15 protein-coding genes are annotated in these 16,474 nt (G+C 58.5%); 5 read left to right on the top strand and 10 right to left on the bottom strand.

What is annotated here, in order from left to right:
• The first annotated feature begins 2 nt into the window (after nt 1–2).
• Together ACYZTZ_RS06885 and ACYZTZ_RS06880 are read left to right on the top strand one after the other, a co-directional pair.
• Entirely contained in the window at nt 3–569 is a 567-nt protein-coding gene (locus tag ACYZTZ_RS06885) for a CsiV family protein (protein WP_461997619.1), read from the top strand.
• Between the two features lie 10 nt (nt 570–579).
• Nucleotides 580–3,270 carry a DEAD/DEAH box helicase gene (locus ACYZTZ_RS06880; RefSeq protein ID WP_461997618.1) on the top strand — a complete coding sequence of 897 codons (2,691 nt, stop codon included), beginning with the start codon at nt 580–582 and terminating at the stop codon, nt 3,268–3,270.
• 122 nt (nt 3,271–3,392) lie between these two features.
• Here ACYZTZ_RS06880 and ACYZTZ_RS06875 read toward each other — a convergent pair whose 3' ends face one another.
• From ACYZTZ_RS06875 to ACYZTZ_RS06865, 3 genes are all read right to left on the bottom strand, one after another.
• Nucleotides 3,393–4,130: an S-methyl-5'-thioinosine phosphorylase gene (locus ACYZTZ_RS06875; RefSeq protein ID WP_461997617.1), complete on the bottom strand. Its 738-nt coding sequence runs from the start codon at nt 4,128–4,130 to the stop codon at nt 3,393–3,395.
• A 12-nt stretch (nt 4,131–4,142) separates the two neighbouring features.
• Complete coding sequence (nagZ, locus tag ACYZTZ_RS06870) at nt 4,143–5,141, bottom strand: beta-N-acetylhexosaminidase (RefSeq protein ID WP_462000649.1); 999 nt, start codon at nt 5,139–5,141, stop codon at nt 4,143–4,145.
• Nucleotides 5,142–5,311: 170 nt separating this feature from the next.
• Nucleotides 5,312–6,019, bottom strand: coding sequence for a TetR/AcrR family transcriptional regulator (locus ACYZTZ_RS06865; protein ID WP_007933170.1), 708 nt, complete (start codon nt 6,017–6,019; stop codon nt 5,312–5,314).
• Nucleotides 6,020–6,248: 229 nt separating this feature from the next.
• Here ACYZTZ_RS06865 and lexA point away from each other — a divergent pair, with 229 nt between their 5' ends.
• Both lexA and sulA read left to right on the top strand, forming a co-directional pair.
• The gene (gene lexA, locus ACYZTZ_RS06860; RefSeq protein WP_007933171.1) at nt 6,249–6,857 is read left to right on the top strand and encodes a transcriptional repressor LexA; all 609 of its coding nucleotides are present in this window, start codon (nt 6,249–6,251) and stop codon (nt 6,855–6,857) included.
• A gap of 10 nt (nt 6,858–6,867) precedes the next feature.
• The gene (sulA, locus tag ACYZTZ_RS06855) at nt 6,868–7,341 is read left to right on the top strand and encodes an SOS-induced cell division inhibitor SulA (protein ID WP_076030379.1); all 474 of its coding nucleotides are present in this window, start codon (nt 6,868–6,870) and stop codon (nt 7,339–7,341) included.
• A 94-nt stretch (nt 7,342–7,435) separates the two neighbouring features.
• On the opposite strand, the gene ACYZTZ_RS06850 is transcribed toward sulA, so the two are convergent.
• The 7 genes from ACYZTZ_RS06850 to ACYZTZ_RS06820 all read right to left on the bottom strand — a co-directional run bounded on the left by ACYZTZ_RS06850 (nt 7,436) and on the right by ACYZTZ_RS06820 (nt 15,886).
• The gene (locus ACYZTZ_RS06850) at nt 7,436–7,669 is read right to left on the bottom strand and encodes a hypothetical protein (RefSeq protein ID WP_008151412.1); all 234 of its coding nucleotides are present in this window, start codon (nt 7,667–7,669) and stop codon (nt 7,436–7,438) included.
• A gap of 139 nt (nt 7,670–7,808) precedes the next feature.
• Entirely contained in the window at nt 7,809–8,333 is a 525-nt protein-coding gene (locus ACYZTZ_RS06845) for a DUF6586 family protein (protein ID WP_046047843.1), read from the bottom strand.
• 141 nt (nt 8,334–8,474) lie between these two features.
• Nucleotides 8,475–11,108, bottom strand: coding sequence for a type I DNA topoisomerase (gene topA, locus ACYZTZ_RS06840; protein WP_046047844.1), 2,634 nt, complete (start codon nt 11,106–11,108; stop codon nt 8,475–8,477).
• A 114-nt stretch (nt 11,109–11,222) separates the two neighbouring features.
• Nucleotides 11,223–11,459, bottom strand: a complete 237-nt coding sequence (locus ACYZTZ_RS06835; RefSeq protein ID WP_461997616.1) for a DUF1653 domain-containing protein — start codon at nt 11,457–11,459, stop codon at nt 11,223–11,225.
• Between the two features lie 99 nt (nt 11,460–11,558).
• Nucleotides 11,559–12,734 carry an acetyl-CoA C-acyltransferase FadA gene (fadA, locus tag ACYZTZ_RS06830; RefSeq protein WP_461997615.1) on the bottom strand — a complete coding sequence of 392 codons (1,176 nt, stop codon included), beginning with the start codon at nt 12,732–12,734 and terminating at the stop codon, nt 11,559–11,561.
• 29 nt (nt 12,735–12,763) lie between these two features.
• Complete coding sequence (fadB, locus tag ACYZTZ_RS06825; RefSeq protein WP_461997614.1) at nt 12,764–14,911, bottom strand: fatty acid oxidation complex subunit alpha FadB; 2,148 nt, start codon at nt 14,909–14,911, stop codon at nt 12,764–12,766.
• A gap of 537 nt (nt 14,912–15,448) precedes the next feature.
• Complete coding sequence (locus tag ACYZTZ_RS06820) at nt 15,449–15,886, bottom strand: hypothetical protein (RefSeq protein WP_134421747.1); 438 nt, start codon at nt 15,884–15,886, stop codon at nt 15,449–15,451.
• Nucleotides 15,887–15,990: 104 nt separating this feature from the next.
• Between ACYZTZ_RS06820 and ACYZTZ_RS06815 the strand changes: the two genes are divergently transcribed.
• Nucleotides 15,991–16,428 (top strand): universal stress protein, encoded by a 438-nt coding sequence (locus tag ACYZTZ_RS06815; RefSeq protein WP_461997613.1) that lies wholly within the window; start codon nt 15,991–15,993, stop codon nt 16,426–16,428.
• Nucleotides 16,429–16,474 lie beyond the last annotated feature (46 nt).

Genomic DNA, 16,474 nt, shown 5'->3' with positions numbered 1-16,474 from the left:
GCATGCGCCTGTTTCGCTCACTGATCCTGTTGATGACCCTCGTTGCGCCGACGACGTTTGCCGATGACCTGTACCAGATAGAAATGATTCTGGTCCGCCAAAACGCCGTGCCCGCTATCGTCAGCCGCGCCGCGCCGGAAGACTGGGCTGCCGGAGCCCAGCCCATCAACCCCGACAGCCTGCGCACACCGAGCCTCAATGCTGAAGTGGAAAAACTCACCGCCAGCAATGAATACACAGTGTTGCTGCACAAAGCCTGGCAACAGAACCTTGGCGAAGAAGCCAGCAAAGTTGCGATCAGCGAGGGCAAAGAACAGTTCGGCCAGTTCCCGATCGAGGGCACGCTGAGCATGAAACTGGGACGATTCACCGATGTGGATGCAGACTTCTGGGTCAACCAGATCGACGCCAACGGCATGGTCACCGCCAGCGAACGCATGAACCAGGATAGCCACACCAAGAACGGCCAGCTGAACTTCCTCGACAACGGCCACTTGGGCATGTTGATCAAGATCACCTCGCTGACTTCCCCTGCGCCTCGGCCAGTCCCCGATGAAATTCCGGACTGATTGAGTCCTTATGTCAGCGACCCTGAGCAAACCCCTGGCACCTTCCTGGGTCAGCCGATTCAAGGAACAGAGCCTGGAGCGCGGCCGTCGCTACGCTTTGGAGAACCGCGTCAGGATCGTCGAGGCTGGCGACGCAACGATCATTGCCGCCTGCGAGGGCTCTGGCGGTAACGTTTACCGTCAGACCATTCGCCTGCGCGAGTCAGCCAAAGCCACGTTGCTGATGATTGACGCCACCTGCACCTGCCCGGTCCACAGCAACTGCAAACACTGCGCGGCGGTGCTGCTGAAAGTTCAAGAAACCCTGGCCTATCCAGCCGCCGCGCAAGACGCCGAGCTACTCGAGAAACTTCAAGCCGTACTGGAAAACCGCAGCCCGAAGGCGCCGCCGCAAGTGCTGGTGGATAACGTGCAACCGGTGCCGCGCCTGTGGCTGGCGAGCATCGAGTTCAGCGCTTTCGAACCGCGCAACGGCAAGATGCAGCGTTATATTCAGCATCGCGCGGCGCTGTCTTTCAGCTATCTGGATGAATACGTTTCCGGGCAGAAGAACGCTGACATCCTGATTCGTCAGGAGACGCAAACGTTACGGATAAAACGCCACCCGGAAGTCGAACAGACCTACAGGGAACAGCTGCGAATCCTCGGCTTCAAGGTCGCCACCCGGCAAAGCAAAGCCTTGCCGGAAAGTGCTGGCGAACTTTTCGAGATGGTCAACGACAGTGCCTGGCTGACCTTCACTCTCAATGAACTGCCGAAGCTGCGCACTCAGGGTTGGGAGTTGCAGATCGACGAAGATTTCGGTTTCGACCTGACTGCCGTGGACGATTGGTACGCCACCGTCGAACAAGCGCCGGAGCGTGACTGGTTCGATCTGGAACTGGGGATCATCGTCAACGGCGAGCGGCTGAGTCTGCTACCGATCCTGCTCAACCTGATGCGCTCTCACACCGAAATCCTCAACCCGGAGCGACTGGCCCGACGTCGCGACGACGAGTTGATCCTGGTGAACATTCCCAATCGCCCGAACTCCGAGTACGGCCCGTTGCAAGTCGCCCTGCCCTTCGGCCGATTAAAACCGGTACTGGCGACCCTCGGCGAGTTCTACCTGCAAGGGCCCGGCGAAACCACGCTACGCCTGAGCAAAGCCGATGCCACGCGACTGAATCCGCTGGAAGACCTGCCGTTGCTTTGGGAGGGCGGAGAGCAAATTCGCACCTTTGCCCAGCGGCTGCGGGACATCAAGGACTTCACCGCGACCGCACCGGAAGGTCTGAACGCGACCTTGCGCCCCTATCAGCTGGAAGGCTTGAGCTGGATGCAGTCGTTGCGACAACTGGAAGTCGGCGGGATTCTCGCGGACGACATGGGTCTGGGCAAAACCCTACAGACCCTGGCGCACATTCTCAGTGAAAAGAATGCCGGACGCCTCGATCGGCCGTGCATGGTGGTGATGCCCACCAGCCTGATCCCCAACTGGCTGGATGAAGCAGCGCACTTCACACCGCAACTCAACGTGCTGGCGCTGTACGGCGCCAGTCGCAAAAAGCATTTCGACACGCTGGCCGATTACGACCTGATCCTGACCACCTATGCGCTGCTGCCCAAGGACGTCGAACGTCTGGCGGCGCAGCCTTTTCACGTGTTGGTTCTGGACGAGGCGCAATACATCAAGAACCCCAACAGCAAGGCCGCCCACGCTGCCCGCGAGCTGAATGCCCGTCAGCGTCTGTGCCTGAGCGGCACGCCGCTGGAAAACCACCTGGGAGAACTGTGGTCGCTGTTTCACTTCCTGCTGCCCGGCTGGCTGGGTGACGTGAAAAGCTTCAACCGCGATTACCGCGTGCCGATCGAAAAGCGCGCCAGCGAAGTACGACTTCAGCACCTCAACGGCCGGATAAAACCGTTCCTGCTGCGTCGAACCAAGGAACAAGTGGCGACCGAGTTGCCGCCGAAAACCGAAATCATCCATTGGGTCGAGCTCAACGAAGCCCAGCGCGACGTGTACGAAACCATGCGCCTGGCGATGGACAAGAAAGTCCGCGACGAGATCACCCGCAAGGGCGTGGCGCGCAGCCAGATCATCATTCTTGAGGCGCTGCTGAAGCTGCGTCAGGTCTGCTGCGATTTGCGCCTGGTCAACGATGCCACCCTGCCCACTCGCGGCAGCACGTCGGGCAAGCTCGACAGCCTGATGGAAATGCTTGAGGAATTGTTCGATGAAGGTCGGCGGATTCTGCTGTTCTCGCAGTTCACTTCGATGCTGTCGTTGATTGAAGATGAGCTGAAAAAACGTGGAGTCGATTATGCGCTGCTGACCGGGCAGACCCGCGACCGGCGCGCGCCGGTAAAAGACTTCCAGAGCGGCAAGCGTCAGATCTTTCTGATCAGCCTGAAGGCGGGTGGTGTCGGCCTGAACCTGACTGAAGCCGACACGGTGATTCACTACGATCCGTGGTGGAACCCGGCGACGGAAAATCAGGCGACTGACCGGGCGTACCGCATTGGTCAGGAGAAGCCGGTGTTCGTCTACAAGATGATTGCCAGGGGCACGGTGGAAGAGAAGATTCAGCATCTGCAGAAGGAAAAATCCGACTTGGCGGCTGGTGTGCTGGATGGACGCAAGACCGGGGACTGGAAGCTGCAGAGTGATGATATTGAAGCGTTGTTTGCGCCGCTGCCGGACAAGTTGGAAAAATAGCGGCGATTATTAAATCGCCATCGTCGGAACGCCGCCCGGAACAAGCTCGCTCCCACAGGGTTATCACTGTACCTGTGGGAGCGAGCCTGCTCGCGAAAGGGTCAACTCGGTTTAACGATTGATCAACCTTTAAGCACCCGAGCCAACGTCGACTTCACCTTGCCCATCCCGTCATGCAGCGCTTGCTCGATCTCGGCCATGGTAATCACTGCCGTCGACTTGCCCGCCGCCGGGTTTACTACCAGCGCCAGACAGGCGTAATCCAGTTCCAGCTCACGAGCCAATGCCGCCTCCGGCATCCCGGTCATGCCGACGATGTCGCATCCGTCGCGCTCCAGTCTGGCGATTTCAGCGACAGTTTCCAGCCGTGGCCCTTGAGTGCAGGCGTACACGCCTTGACTGGCAAAACCAACGCCTTCAGCCGCCAATGCCGCGATTAGCTGCTGACGCAGGGCTTCGCTGTAGGGATAGCTGAAATCGATGTGGGTAACTTGTTCGAGATTATCGGCGAAATAGGTGTGTTCGCGACCACTGGTGTAGTCGATCAATTGATGCGGTACGCAGAAATATCCGGTGTCCATCACGGCATGAATCCCACCCACGGCGTTGACCGCGAGAATCGCTTCGGCGCCAGCCTGTTTCAGCGCCCAGAGGTTGGCGCGGTAGTTCACCTGATGCGGGGGAAAACGGTGAGGATGACCGTGGCGCGCAAGAAACAGCACTTCCTTGCCGGCGTACTCGCCGATCTGCACTTCAGCCGAAGGCGCGCCGTACGGCGTGTCCACCGCCAGTGACTGACGAATGCTCAGGCCTTCGAGTTGAGTCAGGCCGGTGCCGCCGATAATCGCGTAAACCGTCATAACGAAAAGTCCTCAATCTATCAGTTGAGCTTCTTTGAGCGCCCCAACCGCTGCGAGCCAGCGCGGGTTCTGGCGGTATTCGATGTTGGCGTACGACTGACCGCGCATCCGCGCGATGCGCTCGGACGGCTTGACCTTCAGACGCTGGGCGGCGCTCAGTGCCAATTCAGCGGCCGCGCGATCGTTGCACACCAGGCCCATGTCGCAACCGGCAGTCAGCGCCGCTTCGATACGGCTGGCAGCATCGCCGACCACGTGGGCGCCGGCCATGGACAGGTCATCGCTGAAGATCACACCGTCGAATTGCAGCTCGCCACGCAGGATGTCCTGCAACCAGCGACGGGAGAAGCCGGCGGGTTGGGCATCGACTTGCGGATAGATCACGTGGGCCGGCATGACCGCGGCCAATTGCTTGCTCAGTCGGGCGAACGGCACCAGGTCATTGGCGCGGATTTCGTCGAGGCTGCGCTCATCAACAGGGATCGCAACGTGGGAATCGGCCTCGGCCCAGCCGTGACCGGGAAAGTGCTTGCCGGTGGCGGCCATGCCGGCGCTGTTCATGCCACGGATAAATGCACCCGCCAGCAACGCTGCACGCTCGGGATCACCTTCAAATGAACGGGTGCCGACCACGGCGCTGCGCTGGAAGTCGAGGTCCAGCACCGGAGCGAAGCTCAGATCGAGGCCGACGGCCAGCACTTCAGTCGCCATGATCCAGCCGCACTGTTCGGCGAGGTACTCGGCATTCGGGTTGTCAGCGATGGCGCGCATGGCTGGCAGTCGCACGAAGCCCTGACGCAAACGCTGAACCCGGCCGCCTTCCTGGTCGACTGCCAGCAGCAGATCGGGGCGAATGGCGCGGATTGAGGCGCTCAACTCGCGCACCTGGCGCGGGTGTTCGATATTGCGGGCGAAAATGATCAGGCCGCCCACTTCGGGTTGGCGCAACAATTGGCGATCTTCAGCCGTCAGCCAGGTACCGGCGACGTCCACCATCAACGAGCCTTGCAGGCCAGCAGTCATAGAGATTCCTTGATAACGATAAACCCGGCTCGCACGCAATCGCCGCCATGGGCAATGCCCGGCAGGTCGGCGATACAAATGGGGAGCGGGTTCAGAACGAGAGTCGGCATGGGCGGCTAGCTTAGCGGATGTCAGCTGCCGCGCCCACCCGTGCACGGTTAAACCTTGGCGGCAACCGGGGTTGATTTGCTGCGTGGACGCAACTGCGCGGTGGCCATGGCCGTATCGGTCACGCCGGTTTCGGCGCGCATGCCCGCTGCCAGGAACGGCACCATCAGACGCATGACTTGCTCGATCGAGGTGTTCACACCGAAGTCGGTCTCGGCAATCGCGCGCAAGGCCTTGATGCCGGACATGCTGAACGCAGCGGCGCCGAGCATGAAGTGCACGCGCCAGAACAGCTCGATCGGCGGAATACGCGGTGCAGCTTCGTTGACCAACATCATGTAGCGGCGGAACACCTTGCCGTACATGTCTTCCAGATAACGTCGCAAGTGTCCTTGGCTCTGACTGAAAGCCAGACCCAGCAATCGCATGAAAATCGACAGGTCGTTGCCGCTGCGTGGTTGCACCACCAGGGCTTGCTCGACGAGGATTTCCAGCAGCTCTTCAAGCGTCGGTTTGTTCTCCGGCTTGGCTTGACGCCGCTCCAGCTCTTTATCAAGGCTTAAGCAGAACGGCCCGAGAAAGCGCGAGAAAACTGCCTGGATCAGCGCTTTCTTCGAACCGAAGTGATAGTTCACCGCCGCCAGATTGACACCGGCCTTGCTGGTGATCAGACGCAATGAGGTTTCAGCAAAACCTTTTTCCGCGAACAATTGCTCGGCAGCATCAAGAATGCGTTCAACGGTTTCCGACTGGGCCATGGCTACTCCGCCTGACAAACACTTGTTTGAAACATACGTTTCAGCCCAGGCCTTGTCAAGCCTGACGGTTCGTTTTGGGAATGGTCGGTCACCTATTTAACCATACAACTCCCTAGCTTGAATCAGCAGGCTCATCGACCGTCTGGCGGCCGGCAAAAAAAGGAGCATTGCCAAGACCGTTTCACTGTATATAATCCCAGTCACTGTATAAAAAGACAGAGCGATCAATATGCTAAAGCTGACGCCACGCCAAGCAGAGATTCTGGCCTTCATCAAACGCTGCCTCGAAGACAACGGCTATCCGCCCACCCGCGCGGAAATCGCTCAGGAATTGGGGTTCAAGTCGCCCAACGCTGCGGAAGAACACCTCAAGGCGCTGGCCCGCAAGGGTGCGATCGAGATGACGCCTGGCGCTTCCCGTGGCATTCGCATTCCCGGCTTCGAAGCCAAGGCCGACGAATCCACCCTGCCGATCATTGGCCGAGTGGCTGCCGGCGCTCCGATCCTCGCCCAGCAGCACATCGAAGAGTCCTGCAACATCAACCCGTCGTTCTTCCATCCTCGCGCCGACTATCTACTGCGGGTTCATGGCATGAGCATGAAGGATGTGGGCATTTTCGACGGTGACCTGCTGGCAGTGCACACCACCCGCGAAGCCCGCAACGGCCAGATCGTAGTAGCGCGGATCGGCGACGAAGTGACCGTCAAGCGTTTCAAGCGCGATGGTAGCAAAGTCTGGCTGATTGCCGAAAACCCTGAATTCGCCCCTATCGAAGTGAACCTGAAAGATCAGGAACTGGTGATCGAAGGCTTGAGTGTCGGCGTCATTCGCCGCTAAAGGAGGCTTTATGCAGTTCCCACACACATCACAGCAAGCCCAACTGCCGTTGTTCGAGGCTTTCATGGTGCAGCCATTGGCGCCGATCCTGAAAGACGTGGTCGAGTCCCCCTGGAGCACCGAGCCCGAAGTCTTCAGTGAGCTGTCGCTGCGTGGTGCAGCCGGGAACTGCCTGAACCTTCTTGCGCCGATTCTCAGGGAATTGAGTCAGGACCAGGACGCGCGCTGGCTGACGCTGATCGCGCCGCCCGCCAGCCTGACCCAGGCCTGGTTGCGGGACGCCGGCCTTAACCGCGAACGCATCCTGCTGCTGCAACCGCGCGGCACTCAGAGCGCTCAGCAGTTGACCTGCGAGGCCTTGCGCCTGGGCCGTAGTCACACGGTAGTCAGTTGGCTCAACCCATTGAGCACAACCTCACGGCAACAGTTGATCAGCGCCGCCCGGATCGGGGACGCACAAAGCCTGAATATTCGATTGGGTTAACTGACAAACAATGCGCGCGCTGAACAGCGCGGGGCTTCTCCAAGGAAAGAGAAGCCAACCTGTAGCGATATCAGCAAAAAACCGACGGGCGGGATCAATGAAGAACCCGAGACGCCTCGTCCGTATTGAAATCGCCTTCGACCAAGCGTCCGGCCATCTGAACGCCGACGCTCAACATCGCCTTGGCGACTTCCACGTGCTGGCCCTGCAGGAACGCTTTGGCATCCTCGGAGAAATCCAAAGTAACCAGAGAACCCTCGTCCTCAGCCCTGCGCAGCTCAATACGGCCGTCTGGTAACTCGACGATTTCTAGAAAGGACGTTGGCATAAAGGTCTGTTCTCCACGAAAGGCGGGGATTATATAGGCATCGGCCAGGCTTCGCTCGGTAACTTGACCGGATGTCATTGCGAAGAAATATCTGCTAGCACTCATCCCTGAGCGGACAACCCATCGGGTCATCCTTCCCTCAACACTCGTTCAAACCTTCGCGAAACCGAATCGCCAGCCCCTTGAGGTTCTGACGCCAGCTCTCCAGCTCTTCCCGGCTCAGCTCTTGAGGAGCCTCTTCTTCATCCAGGTTAACGGCCAGGATCAGCGGCTGCGTCACGTCACCCTTAGGCTTGTGCGGCGCCCGTGGCGGCTGAAACAGCGCAGCGTGGGCCGCAAGCAGTTTGGCCAGCCAGGTTTCCGAATTATTGGCCAACTCGACCATCTCGGCCATTTCCGGAATCGCGATAGCTTCAAGCACTTCGCGCGTCAGCAACAACTCGGCCCGAGGCGCATTGGCCTGAGGCAAGCGATAGAAACCGGCGATTTCATGGCACAGCCCCAGCAGCGCACCGTACAAATGAAACAGGGCCGACTCGCGTCCGGCCTGGATCAGCGCCAGGGAGTTCATCGCCCGCCCCTCTTCGGCTCTGGCGAGCGCTTCCAGCGACAAGCCGGCGAAGTAAATCTTCTGGTTGGTACGGGTATAGAGTTCGTGGGCCATGACGGCAGCCTCCACAACGAAATAATTGCTTCACGCAGGTCAGACAGTGTCGTGGATCAGCTCCGCTTCCCGCAAGCACAAAACAAAAAGGCCGCATGAAAACCCGAGGGTTGTCATGCGGCCTTTTCAGTACAGCGCCTGTTAAGCCTTGGCGGTCTTCGCCGGGCGCTTGTCTTCAACCGTCCACTTGCCGCCGTCGTAGTACGCCTTCCAGCCAGTCGGCTTACCGTCGACTTCAGTCTGTACGTACTGCTCTTTGGTTTTACGGCTGTAACGGATCACAGCAGGCAGGCCGTCCGGATCTTTCTTCGGCGCTTCGCAGAGGAAGTGGTATTTCGGATCGATCTCATCCTTGTGCGGCACAATTTCCATGACCAGCGGAGCACGCGTCTCGCGGTTTTTCGGGAATTGACTGGCCGCCAGGAACAGGCCGGAAGCACCATCGCGCAGGATGTAGGTGTCGTTGACCTTTTCGCATTTCAGCTCAGGCATCTTCACCGGATCCATCTTCGGCGGTGCTGCATCACCGCTTTTCAGCAGTTTGCGGGTGTTCTTGCAGGTCGCATTGGTGCAACCGAAGAACTTGCCGAAACGGCCGGTCTTGAGCTGCATTTCGCTGCCGCACTTGTCGCATTCCAGGCTCGGACCTTCGTAGCCTTTGATGCGATAAGTGCCCTCTTCGATTTCGTAGCCAGAGCAATCCGGGTTGTTACCGCAGATGTGCAGCTTGCGCTTCTCATCCAGCAGGTATGCGTCCATCGCCGTGCTGCAGATCGGGCAGCGATGCTTGCCACGCAGCACCAGCGATTCCGATTCACCCTCGTCGTCCGCCGCGATTTCATCGCCCGGCACCAGGTTGACGGTGGCCTTGCAGCGTTCTTTCGGCGGCAGGCTGTAGCCCGAGCAACCGAGGAACACGCCAGTCGATGCGGTACGAATCTGCATCGGACGACCGCACAACACGCACGGAATGTCAGTCATCACCGGTTGGTTGGCGCGCATGCCGCCTTCAGCGCTTTCGGCTACTTCGAGTTTCTTCTTGAAGTCACCGTAGAACTCGTCGAGCACGTTCTTCCAGTCGCGCTCACCCTGAGCAACGTCATCGAGGTTCTCTTCCATGCCGGCGGTGAAGCCGTAGTCCATGAGATTGGAGAAGCTCTCGGCCAGACGCTCGGTAACGATGTCGCCCATCTTTTCCGAGTAGAAACGACGGTTGTGCAGCGCTACGTAGCCACGATCCTGGATGGTCGAAATGATCGCCGCGTAGGTCGAAGGACGACCGATGCCGCGTTTTTCCATTTCTTTAACCAGGCTCGCTTCCGAGTAACGCGCCGGCGGCTTGGTGAAGTGCTGGGTCGGATCAAGCTTGATCAGCTTCATCGCGTCGCCCTGAGCCATGTCCGGCAGCACGTCGTCATCGCCAGGCTTGGCAATCTGCGGCATGACGCGGGTGTAACCGTCGAACTTCAGGATGCGGCCTTTGGCGCGCAACTCGAAGTCACCGGCACCGACGGTGACAGTGGTCGACAGGTATTGGGCCGGCAGCATCTGGCAAGCGAGGAACTGGCGCCAGATCAGCTCGTAGAGCCGCTCTGCATCGCGCTCCATGCCCGACAGCTTGCTTGGCTCGGTGTTGGCATCGGAGGGACGAATCGCTTCGTGAGCCTCTTGTGCGCCTTCCTTGCTGCTGTAGACATTCGGGTTTTCCGGCAGGTATTTCTTGCCGAACTCGCCTTCAATATAAGTACGCGCCATCGTCACGGCATCGGCCGAGAGGTTGGTGGAGTCGGTACGCATGTAAGTGATGTAGCCGGCTTCGTACAGACGCTGGGCCATCATCATGGTTTTCTTCACGCCGAAGCCCAGGCGGTTACTTGCGGCCTGTTGCAGGGTGGAGGTGATGAACGGTGCCGACGGCTTGCTGCTGGTCGGCTTGTCTTCGCGCTTGACGATGCTGTAACTGGAAGCCTTGAGCTTCTCCAGCGCGGCCATGGCCTGAGCTTCGTTAAGCGGCTTGAAGGCTTCGCCTTTCTCGCGAGCCACGTCAAAGCGCACGGTTGCGCCCTTGGCAGTGCCGAGGTCGGCGTGAACTTCCCAGTACTCTTCCGGGTTGAACGCGCGGATTTCACGCTCACGCTCGACGACCAGCTTCACGGCAACCGATTGCACTCGACCGGCGGACAGGCCACGAGCGACCTTGGCCCACAGCAGTGGCGAAACCATATAGCCCACCACGCGGTCGAGGAAACGACGCGCTTGTTGTGCGTTTACACGATCGATGTCCAGCTCGCCCGGCTTGGAGAAGGCTTCCTGGATCGCTTTTTTGGTGATTTCGTTGAACACCACGCGCTTGTAGCGGCTGTCGTCACCACCGATGGCTTCGCGCAGGTGCCAGGCAATGGCTTCCCCCTCGCGATCCAAGTCGGTTGCGAGATAGATGGTGTCAGCATCTTTGGCGAGCCGGCGCAGCTCTTCGATGACCTTTTCCTTGCCCGGGAGGATCTCGTACTTGGCTTTCCAGCCATGATCGGGATCGACACCCATGCGCGAGACCAGCTGCTTGCGCGCCTTCTCTTTTGGCGTGAGCACCGGACCTTCACCCGCAGCGGCCTTGCCGCGCTTGGCGGCTGGCTCTTTGCTGGCGCTAGCCGAACCGCTGGTGGGCAGGTCTCGGATATGGCCGATACTCGACTTCACCACGTATTGGTTACCCAGATACTTGTTGATGGTCTTGGCCTTAGCCGGGGATTCCACAATGACCAGCGATTTGCCCATGGATCAGAAAATTCCTGAATTCTAGAAGTGAAAGGCGGTTGGCGCCTGACGCGGCACCGCTATATATAGTGGCTACAAGGTGAGGTCAAGCGCAGGGTATTGCGCGCACTCAGCTTATGGCTTGAAAAAAAGGCTCGGTTCGGCTTGCACCAAAGCAAAGCGTGGCACCTGTTCGCCGTCAACCTCGACCGACTCCAGGAACATGCTCAAGGGACGCACCCAAAAGCCGTAATCGCCATACAGGGCTTGGTAGAAGACCACTTCTTCTTCGGTTTCCGAATGCCGCGCAACACTGAATACGCGGTACTGCGGACCTTTGTAATGTTGGTAGAGCCCAGGTTGTATCGGCATGGTTTGGCCCTCGCTCAAATCTTTTCAAAATAAAAACAAAAATAAATTCAGAAAAACAAAAACCGGGGCACTTGGCCCCGGCTTCCTTCAACGAAACGCTTAAACGCGTTCGAAGACGGTGGAGATGCCTTGGCCGAGACCAATGCACATGGTAGCTACCCCGAAGGTGCCGCCATTTTGCTTCATCACGTTCAGCAGAGTGCCGGAGATACGCGCACCGGAGCAACCAAATGGGTGACCCAGGGCGATCGCGCCGCCGTGCAGGTTAACCTTCTCGTTCATCTTGTCGAGCACTTTCAAATCTTTCAGCACTGGCAGGGCCTGTGCGGCGAAAGCTTCGTTGAGCTCGAAGAAGTCGATATCGTTAATGCCAAGACCCGCGCGCTTCAGTGCTTTTTGTGTGGCCGGTACTGGACCATAGCCCATGATTGCCGGGTCCACACCTGCCACCGCCATCGAACGAATCACCGCCATAGGCTGAATGCCCAGGTCCTGTGCACGCTGCGCCGACATCACGATCATGCACGAAGCACCATCGGTGATTTGCGACGAAGTACCGGCTGTCACGGTGCCGCCCTTAGGGTTGAACGCTGGCTTCAGCGCCGCCAGGCTTTCCAGGGTAGTTTCCGGACGAATGGTTTCGTCGTAGTCGAACAGTTTCAGGAAACCATTCTCGTCGTAGCCTTGCATCGGGATGATTTCGTCTTTGAACTTCCCTTCCAGGGTCGCCTTGTGAGCGAGCTGGTGGGAGCGTACGCCGAAAGCGTCCTGTTGTTCGCGAGTGATACCGTGCATTTTGCCCAGCATTTCAGCGGTCAGGCCCATCATGCCCGAGGCTTTCGCCGCGTGCAGGGACATGTGCGGGTTCGGATCGACACCGTGCATCATGCTCACGTGACCCATATGCTCGACGCCGCCAACCACGAACACGTCACCGTTGCCGGTCATGATCGCTTGCGCAGCAGTGTGCAGAGCGCTCATCGACGAACCACACAGACGGCTGACGGTCTGGCCGGCAGCGGTGTGCGGGATCTGAGTCATCAGGGACGCCATGCGGGCGATGTTCCAGCCCTGCTCCAGGGTCTGGTTCACACAGCCCCAGATCACGTCTTCAACTTCGCCCGGATCAACCTTGACGTTGCGTTCCAGCAGTTTACTGATCAGGTGCGCCGACATGTCTTCGGCGCGGGTGTTGCGGTGCATGCCGCCCTTGGAGCGGCCCATCGGAGTACGACCGAAGTCGACAATCACGACGTCTCTAGGATTCAAGCTCATATATTCACTCTCACTCTAGTTGGGGGCGCTTAACCGAAGAACCGCTGGCCGGTTTTGGCCATTTCACGCAGTTTTGCGGTCGGGTGGTACAGCGCGCCCAAATCAGCGTACTGGTCAGCCAGGGCAACGAACTCTGCAACACCGAGCGAATCGATGTAGCGCAGCGCACCGCCACGGAATGGAGGGAAACCAATACCGTAGACCAGACCCATGTCGGCTTCGGCAGCGGTTTCGACAATGCCGTCTTCCAGGCAACGCACGGTTTCCAGGCACAGCGGGATCATCATCCAGTTGATGATGTCTTCGTCGGTGACTTCAAGCTGTTCGAAGACGATCGGCTTGAGCACTTCCAGTACCGACGGATCGGCAACTTTCTTCTGCTTGCCGCGCTTATCGGTCTCGTAGGCGTAGAAGCCCTTGCCATTCTTCTGGCCCAGGCGCTCGGCTTCATAGAGCACGTCGACGGCCGAACGACGGTCGTCTTTCATGCGGTCCGGGAAGCCTTCAGCCATCACGTCGCGACCGTGGTGGCCGGTGTCGATGCCGACCACGTCCATCAGGTACGCCGGGCCCATTGGCCAGCCGAATTTTTCCATGACCTTGTCGATACGAACGAAGTCCACACCGGCGCTGACCAGCTTGGCGAAGCCGCCGAAATACGGGAACAGCACGCGGTTGACCAGGAAGCCCGGGCAGTCGTTGACGACAATCGGGTTCTTGCCCATTTTCTTGGCGTAGGCAACGGTGGTGGCAACAGCCACTTCGCTGGACTTCTCGCCACGGATCACTTCAACCAGCGGCATCATGTGCACCGGGTTGAAGAAGTGCATGCCGACGAAGTTTTCCGGACGCTTGAGGGCTTTGGCCAGCAAGGTGATGGAAATGGTCGAGGTGTTGGACGCGAGGATGGTGTCCTCTTTGACCTTGCCTTCCACTTCAGCCAGAACGGCTTGCTTGACCTTAGGGTTCTCGACGACAGCTTCAACGACCAGGTCAACGTGACCGAAATCACCGTAGGACAGGGTCGGGCGAATGCCGTTGAGCACTTCAGCCATTTTTGCTGGGGTCATGCGACCTTTATCAACGCGGCCCACCAGCAATTTGGCAGCTTCGGCCAGACCTTGCTCGATGCCGTGCTCGTTGATGTCTTTCATCAGGATCGGCGTACCTTTGGAGGCCGACTGATAAGCGATACCGCCACCCATGATACCGGCGCCCAAAACAGCAGCCTGCTTCACTTCTTTGGCGATTTCGTCGTAGGCCTTGGCCTTTTTCTTCAGTTCCTGATCGTTCAGGAACAGACCGATCAAGCTCTGCGCGGCAGAGGTCTTGGCCAGTTTGACGAAACCGTTGGCTTCGACTTCCAGCGCCTTGTCGCGACCGAAGTTCGCGGCTTTCTGGATAGTTTTGATCGCTTCGACCGGTGCCGGGTAGTTCGGGCCCGCTTGACCGGCCACGAAACCCTTGGCGGTTTCGAACGACATCATTTGTTCGATGGCGTTGAGCTTGAGCTTTTCAAGCTTCGGCTGACGCTTGGCCTTGTAGTCGAACTCGCCGGAGATGGCGCGCTTGATCAGCTCCAGGGCCGCTTCCTGCAGTTTCTCGGGAGCAACCACTGCGTCGACTGCGCCGACTTTCAGCGCGTCTTCAGGACGGTTTTCCTTGCCGGCGGCAATCCATTCGATGGCGTTGTCGGCACCGATGATGCGCGGCAGGCGCACGGTACCGCCGAAGCCCGGGTAGATGCCCAGCTTGACTTCCGGCAGACCGATCTTGGCCTTGGTGGACATGACGCGGTAGTCCGCCGCCAGGCACATTTCCAGACCGCCACCCAGGGCGATGCCGTTGATCGCGGCGACAGTCGGGACGTTGAGGTCTTCGAAATCGCTGAAAATCTTGTTGGCTTCCAGGTTGCCAGCAACAAGCTCTGCATCAGGCAGCTTGAAGTTTTCGACAAATTCGGTGATGTCGGCGCCGACGATAAACACGTCCTTGCCACTGCTGACGATCACACCCTTGATCGAAGCATCTGCCTTGATGGTGTCTACGGCCTGACGCAGTTCGTTCAGGGTTAGACGGTTGAACTTGTTGACGGACTCACCCTTGAGGTCGAATTTCAATTCGACGATGCCACTTTCAAGAGCCTTAACCGTGATGGCTTTACCTTCGTAAATCATCAACTGATCTCCACGATATGGAAGCTGAACAGTACACGTCGGACGCAGGCGAATGGCTCGGCAGGGACGTTTATCGTCAATGCTACGCCCATCCACCCGGCACACCCGCCAACGCGATAGTCGGGATTCTGTAGGAGCGGTTTGTAATACAAACGCTCAATTCATACGCCCGTTTGATTTGGGTACGTCACCTTCACGGAATTTCCGACAATTGTCAATCGCCCAAAATACGGGTTGAAATGCGACTTTCCGGTCATTTCCGTACCGCGAAGCCCTGCAACACGCGGCTGCATGTGAGGCCATTCATAGGATCAATAGTTAGAAAAGTCGCCCTAATTCGCTGCAGCCTTTGTTTAACAAGCTACGCTGGCGGGACCTTGAGGAAAAAACATGAACGCTTTTGGCGAATGCCCAGCGTAATATCAGCGCCACACAGAATTACCGGCCTGCCTGGCCAACTCCAGCCCGATGATGTCGGGCTTTTTATTGCCTGTCTGCCGGACGTTTCGCGCCATTGCGGCGCGAAATTTCCGCGATTTATGCCAGCGCTTTCAGCACCGCATCAATATCCTGCAAAACCGTCGCTTCGCCCTTCTCGCCCCAATACAACGTGATCATCTGCTTGTCTGCTTCGACCTTGTAAACGTTGTCTGGCAACTTTTCGAAATGAATCAGTAACGCAGGCTCCTCGCAGACCTCCTGCCACTGATTGACCCACACACCCGGCGCTTTTTGCCAGTAACTCCAGCACGCCGGCCGATTGCCACGCCGCGGTCGATGGTACTGGGCGCAAGGGCTCGGTGGCTCCTGGCTCAGCCAGTGCGGCCAGTCCTGAGGCGCCAGTTGCATCGCCAATCCGATGCGTCGCGCCTCCATGCGCAGGGCCATGCGGCCGCTCTGGTGGCGTGACGGCCGCAACCATGCCAGCGGACTCAGTACCACCAACATGATTGACACCACTATCCAGACCGTCATATCTGTACTCCCGATTCTTGATGAGCGCATTGAGTCACTTTGAAAACAATGCGCTTGAAACCAGCCATACTTACCAATATTGCAACCCTCAGGAGGAGCACCTCATGCCCTACAACCACATTCTGGTCGCTGTAGATCTAACCGAAGAGTGCGATCCTGTAATCCACCGCGCTCGCGAACTGTCGGTGAGCAACGGGGCGAAGCTGTCCCTGGTGCACATTGTCGAACCAATGGCCATGGCCTTTGGCGGCGACGTGCCCATGGACCTGTCACAACTGCAACAGCAGCAGTTCGACCAGGCCAAGGAACGCCTGGACCGGCTGATCGTGAAGTATCCGGAACTCTCCAAGGAATACAGCCACCTGACCTACGGCCAGCCACGCCAGGAGATTCACCACCTGGCCAAGGAACAAACCTGCGACCTGATCGTGGTGGGCAGTCATGGCCGACACGGCCTGGCATTGCTGCTGGGTTCGACTGCCAATGACGTGCTGCATGGTGCGCCCTGTGATGTGCTCGCGGTGCGCCTGATCAAAAACTAAACCACAGCGCCTACAAAAAGCCCGGCGCTCATCACTGAACGCCGGG

This window comes from Pseudomonas sp. LB3P58, from assembly GCF_054897895.1.
The sequence above is the reverse complement of the archived record's forward strand: the minus strand, read 5'-3'. Positions and strand labels throughout refer to the sequence as shown.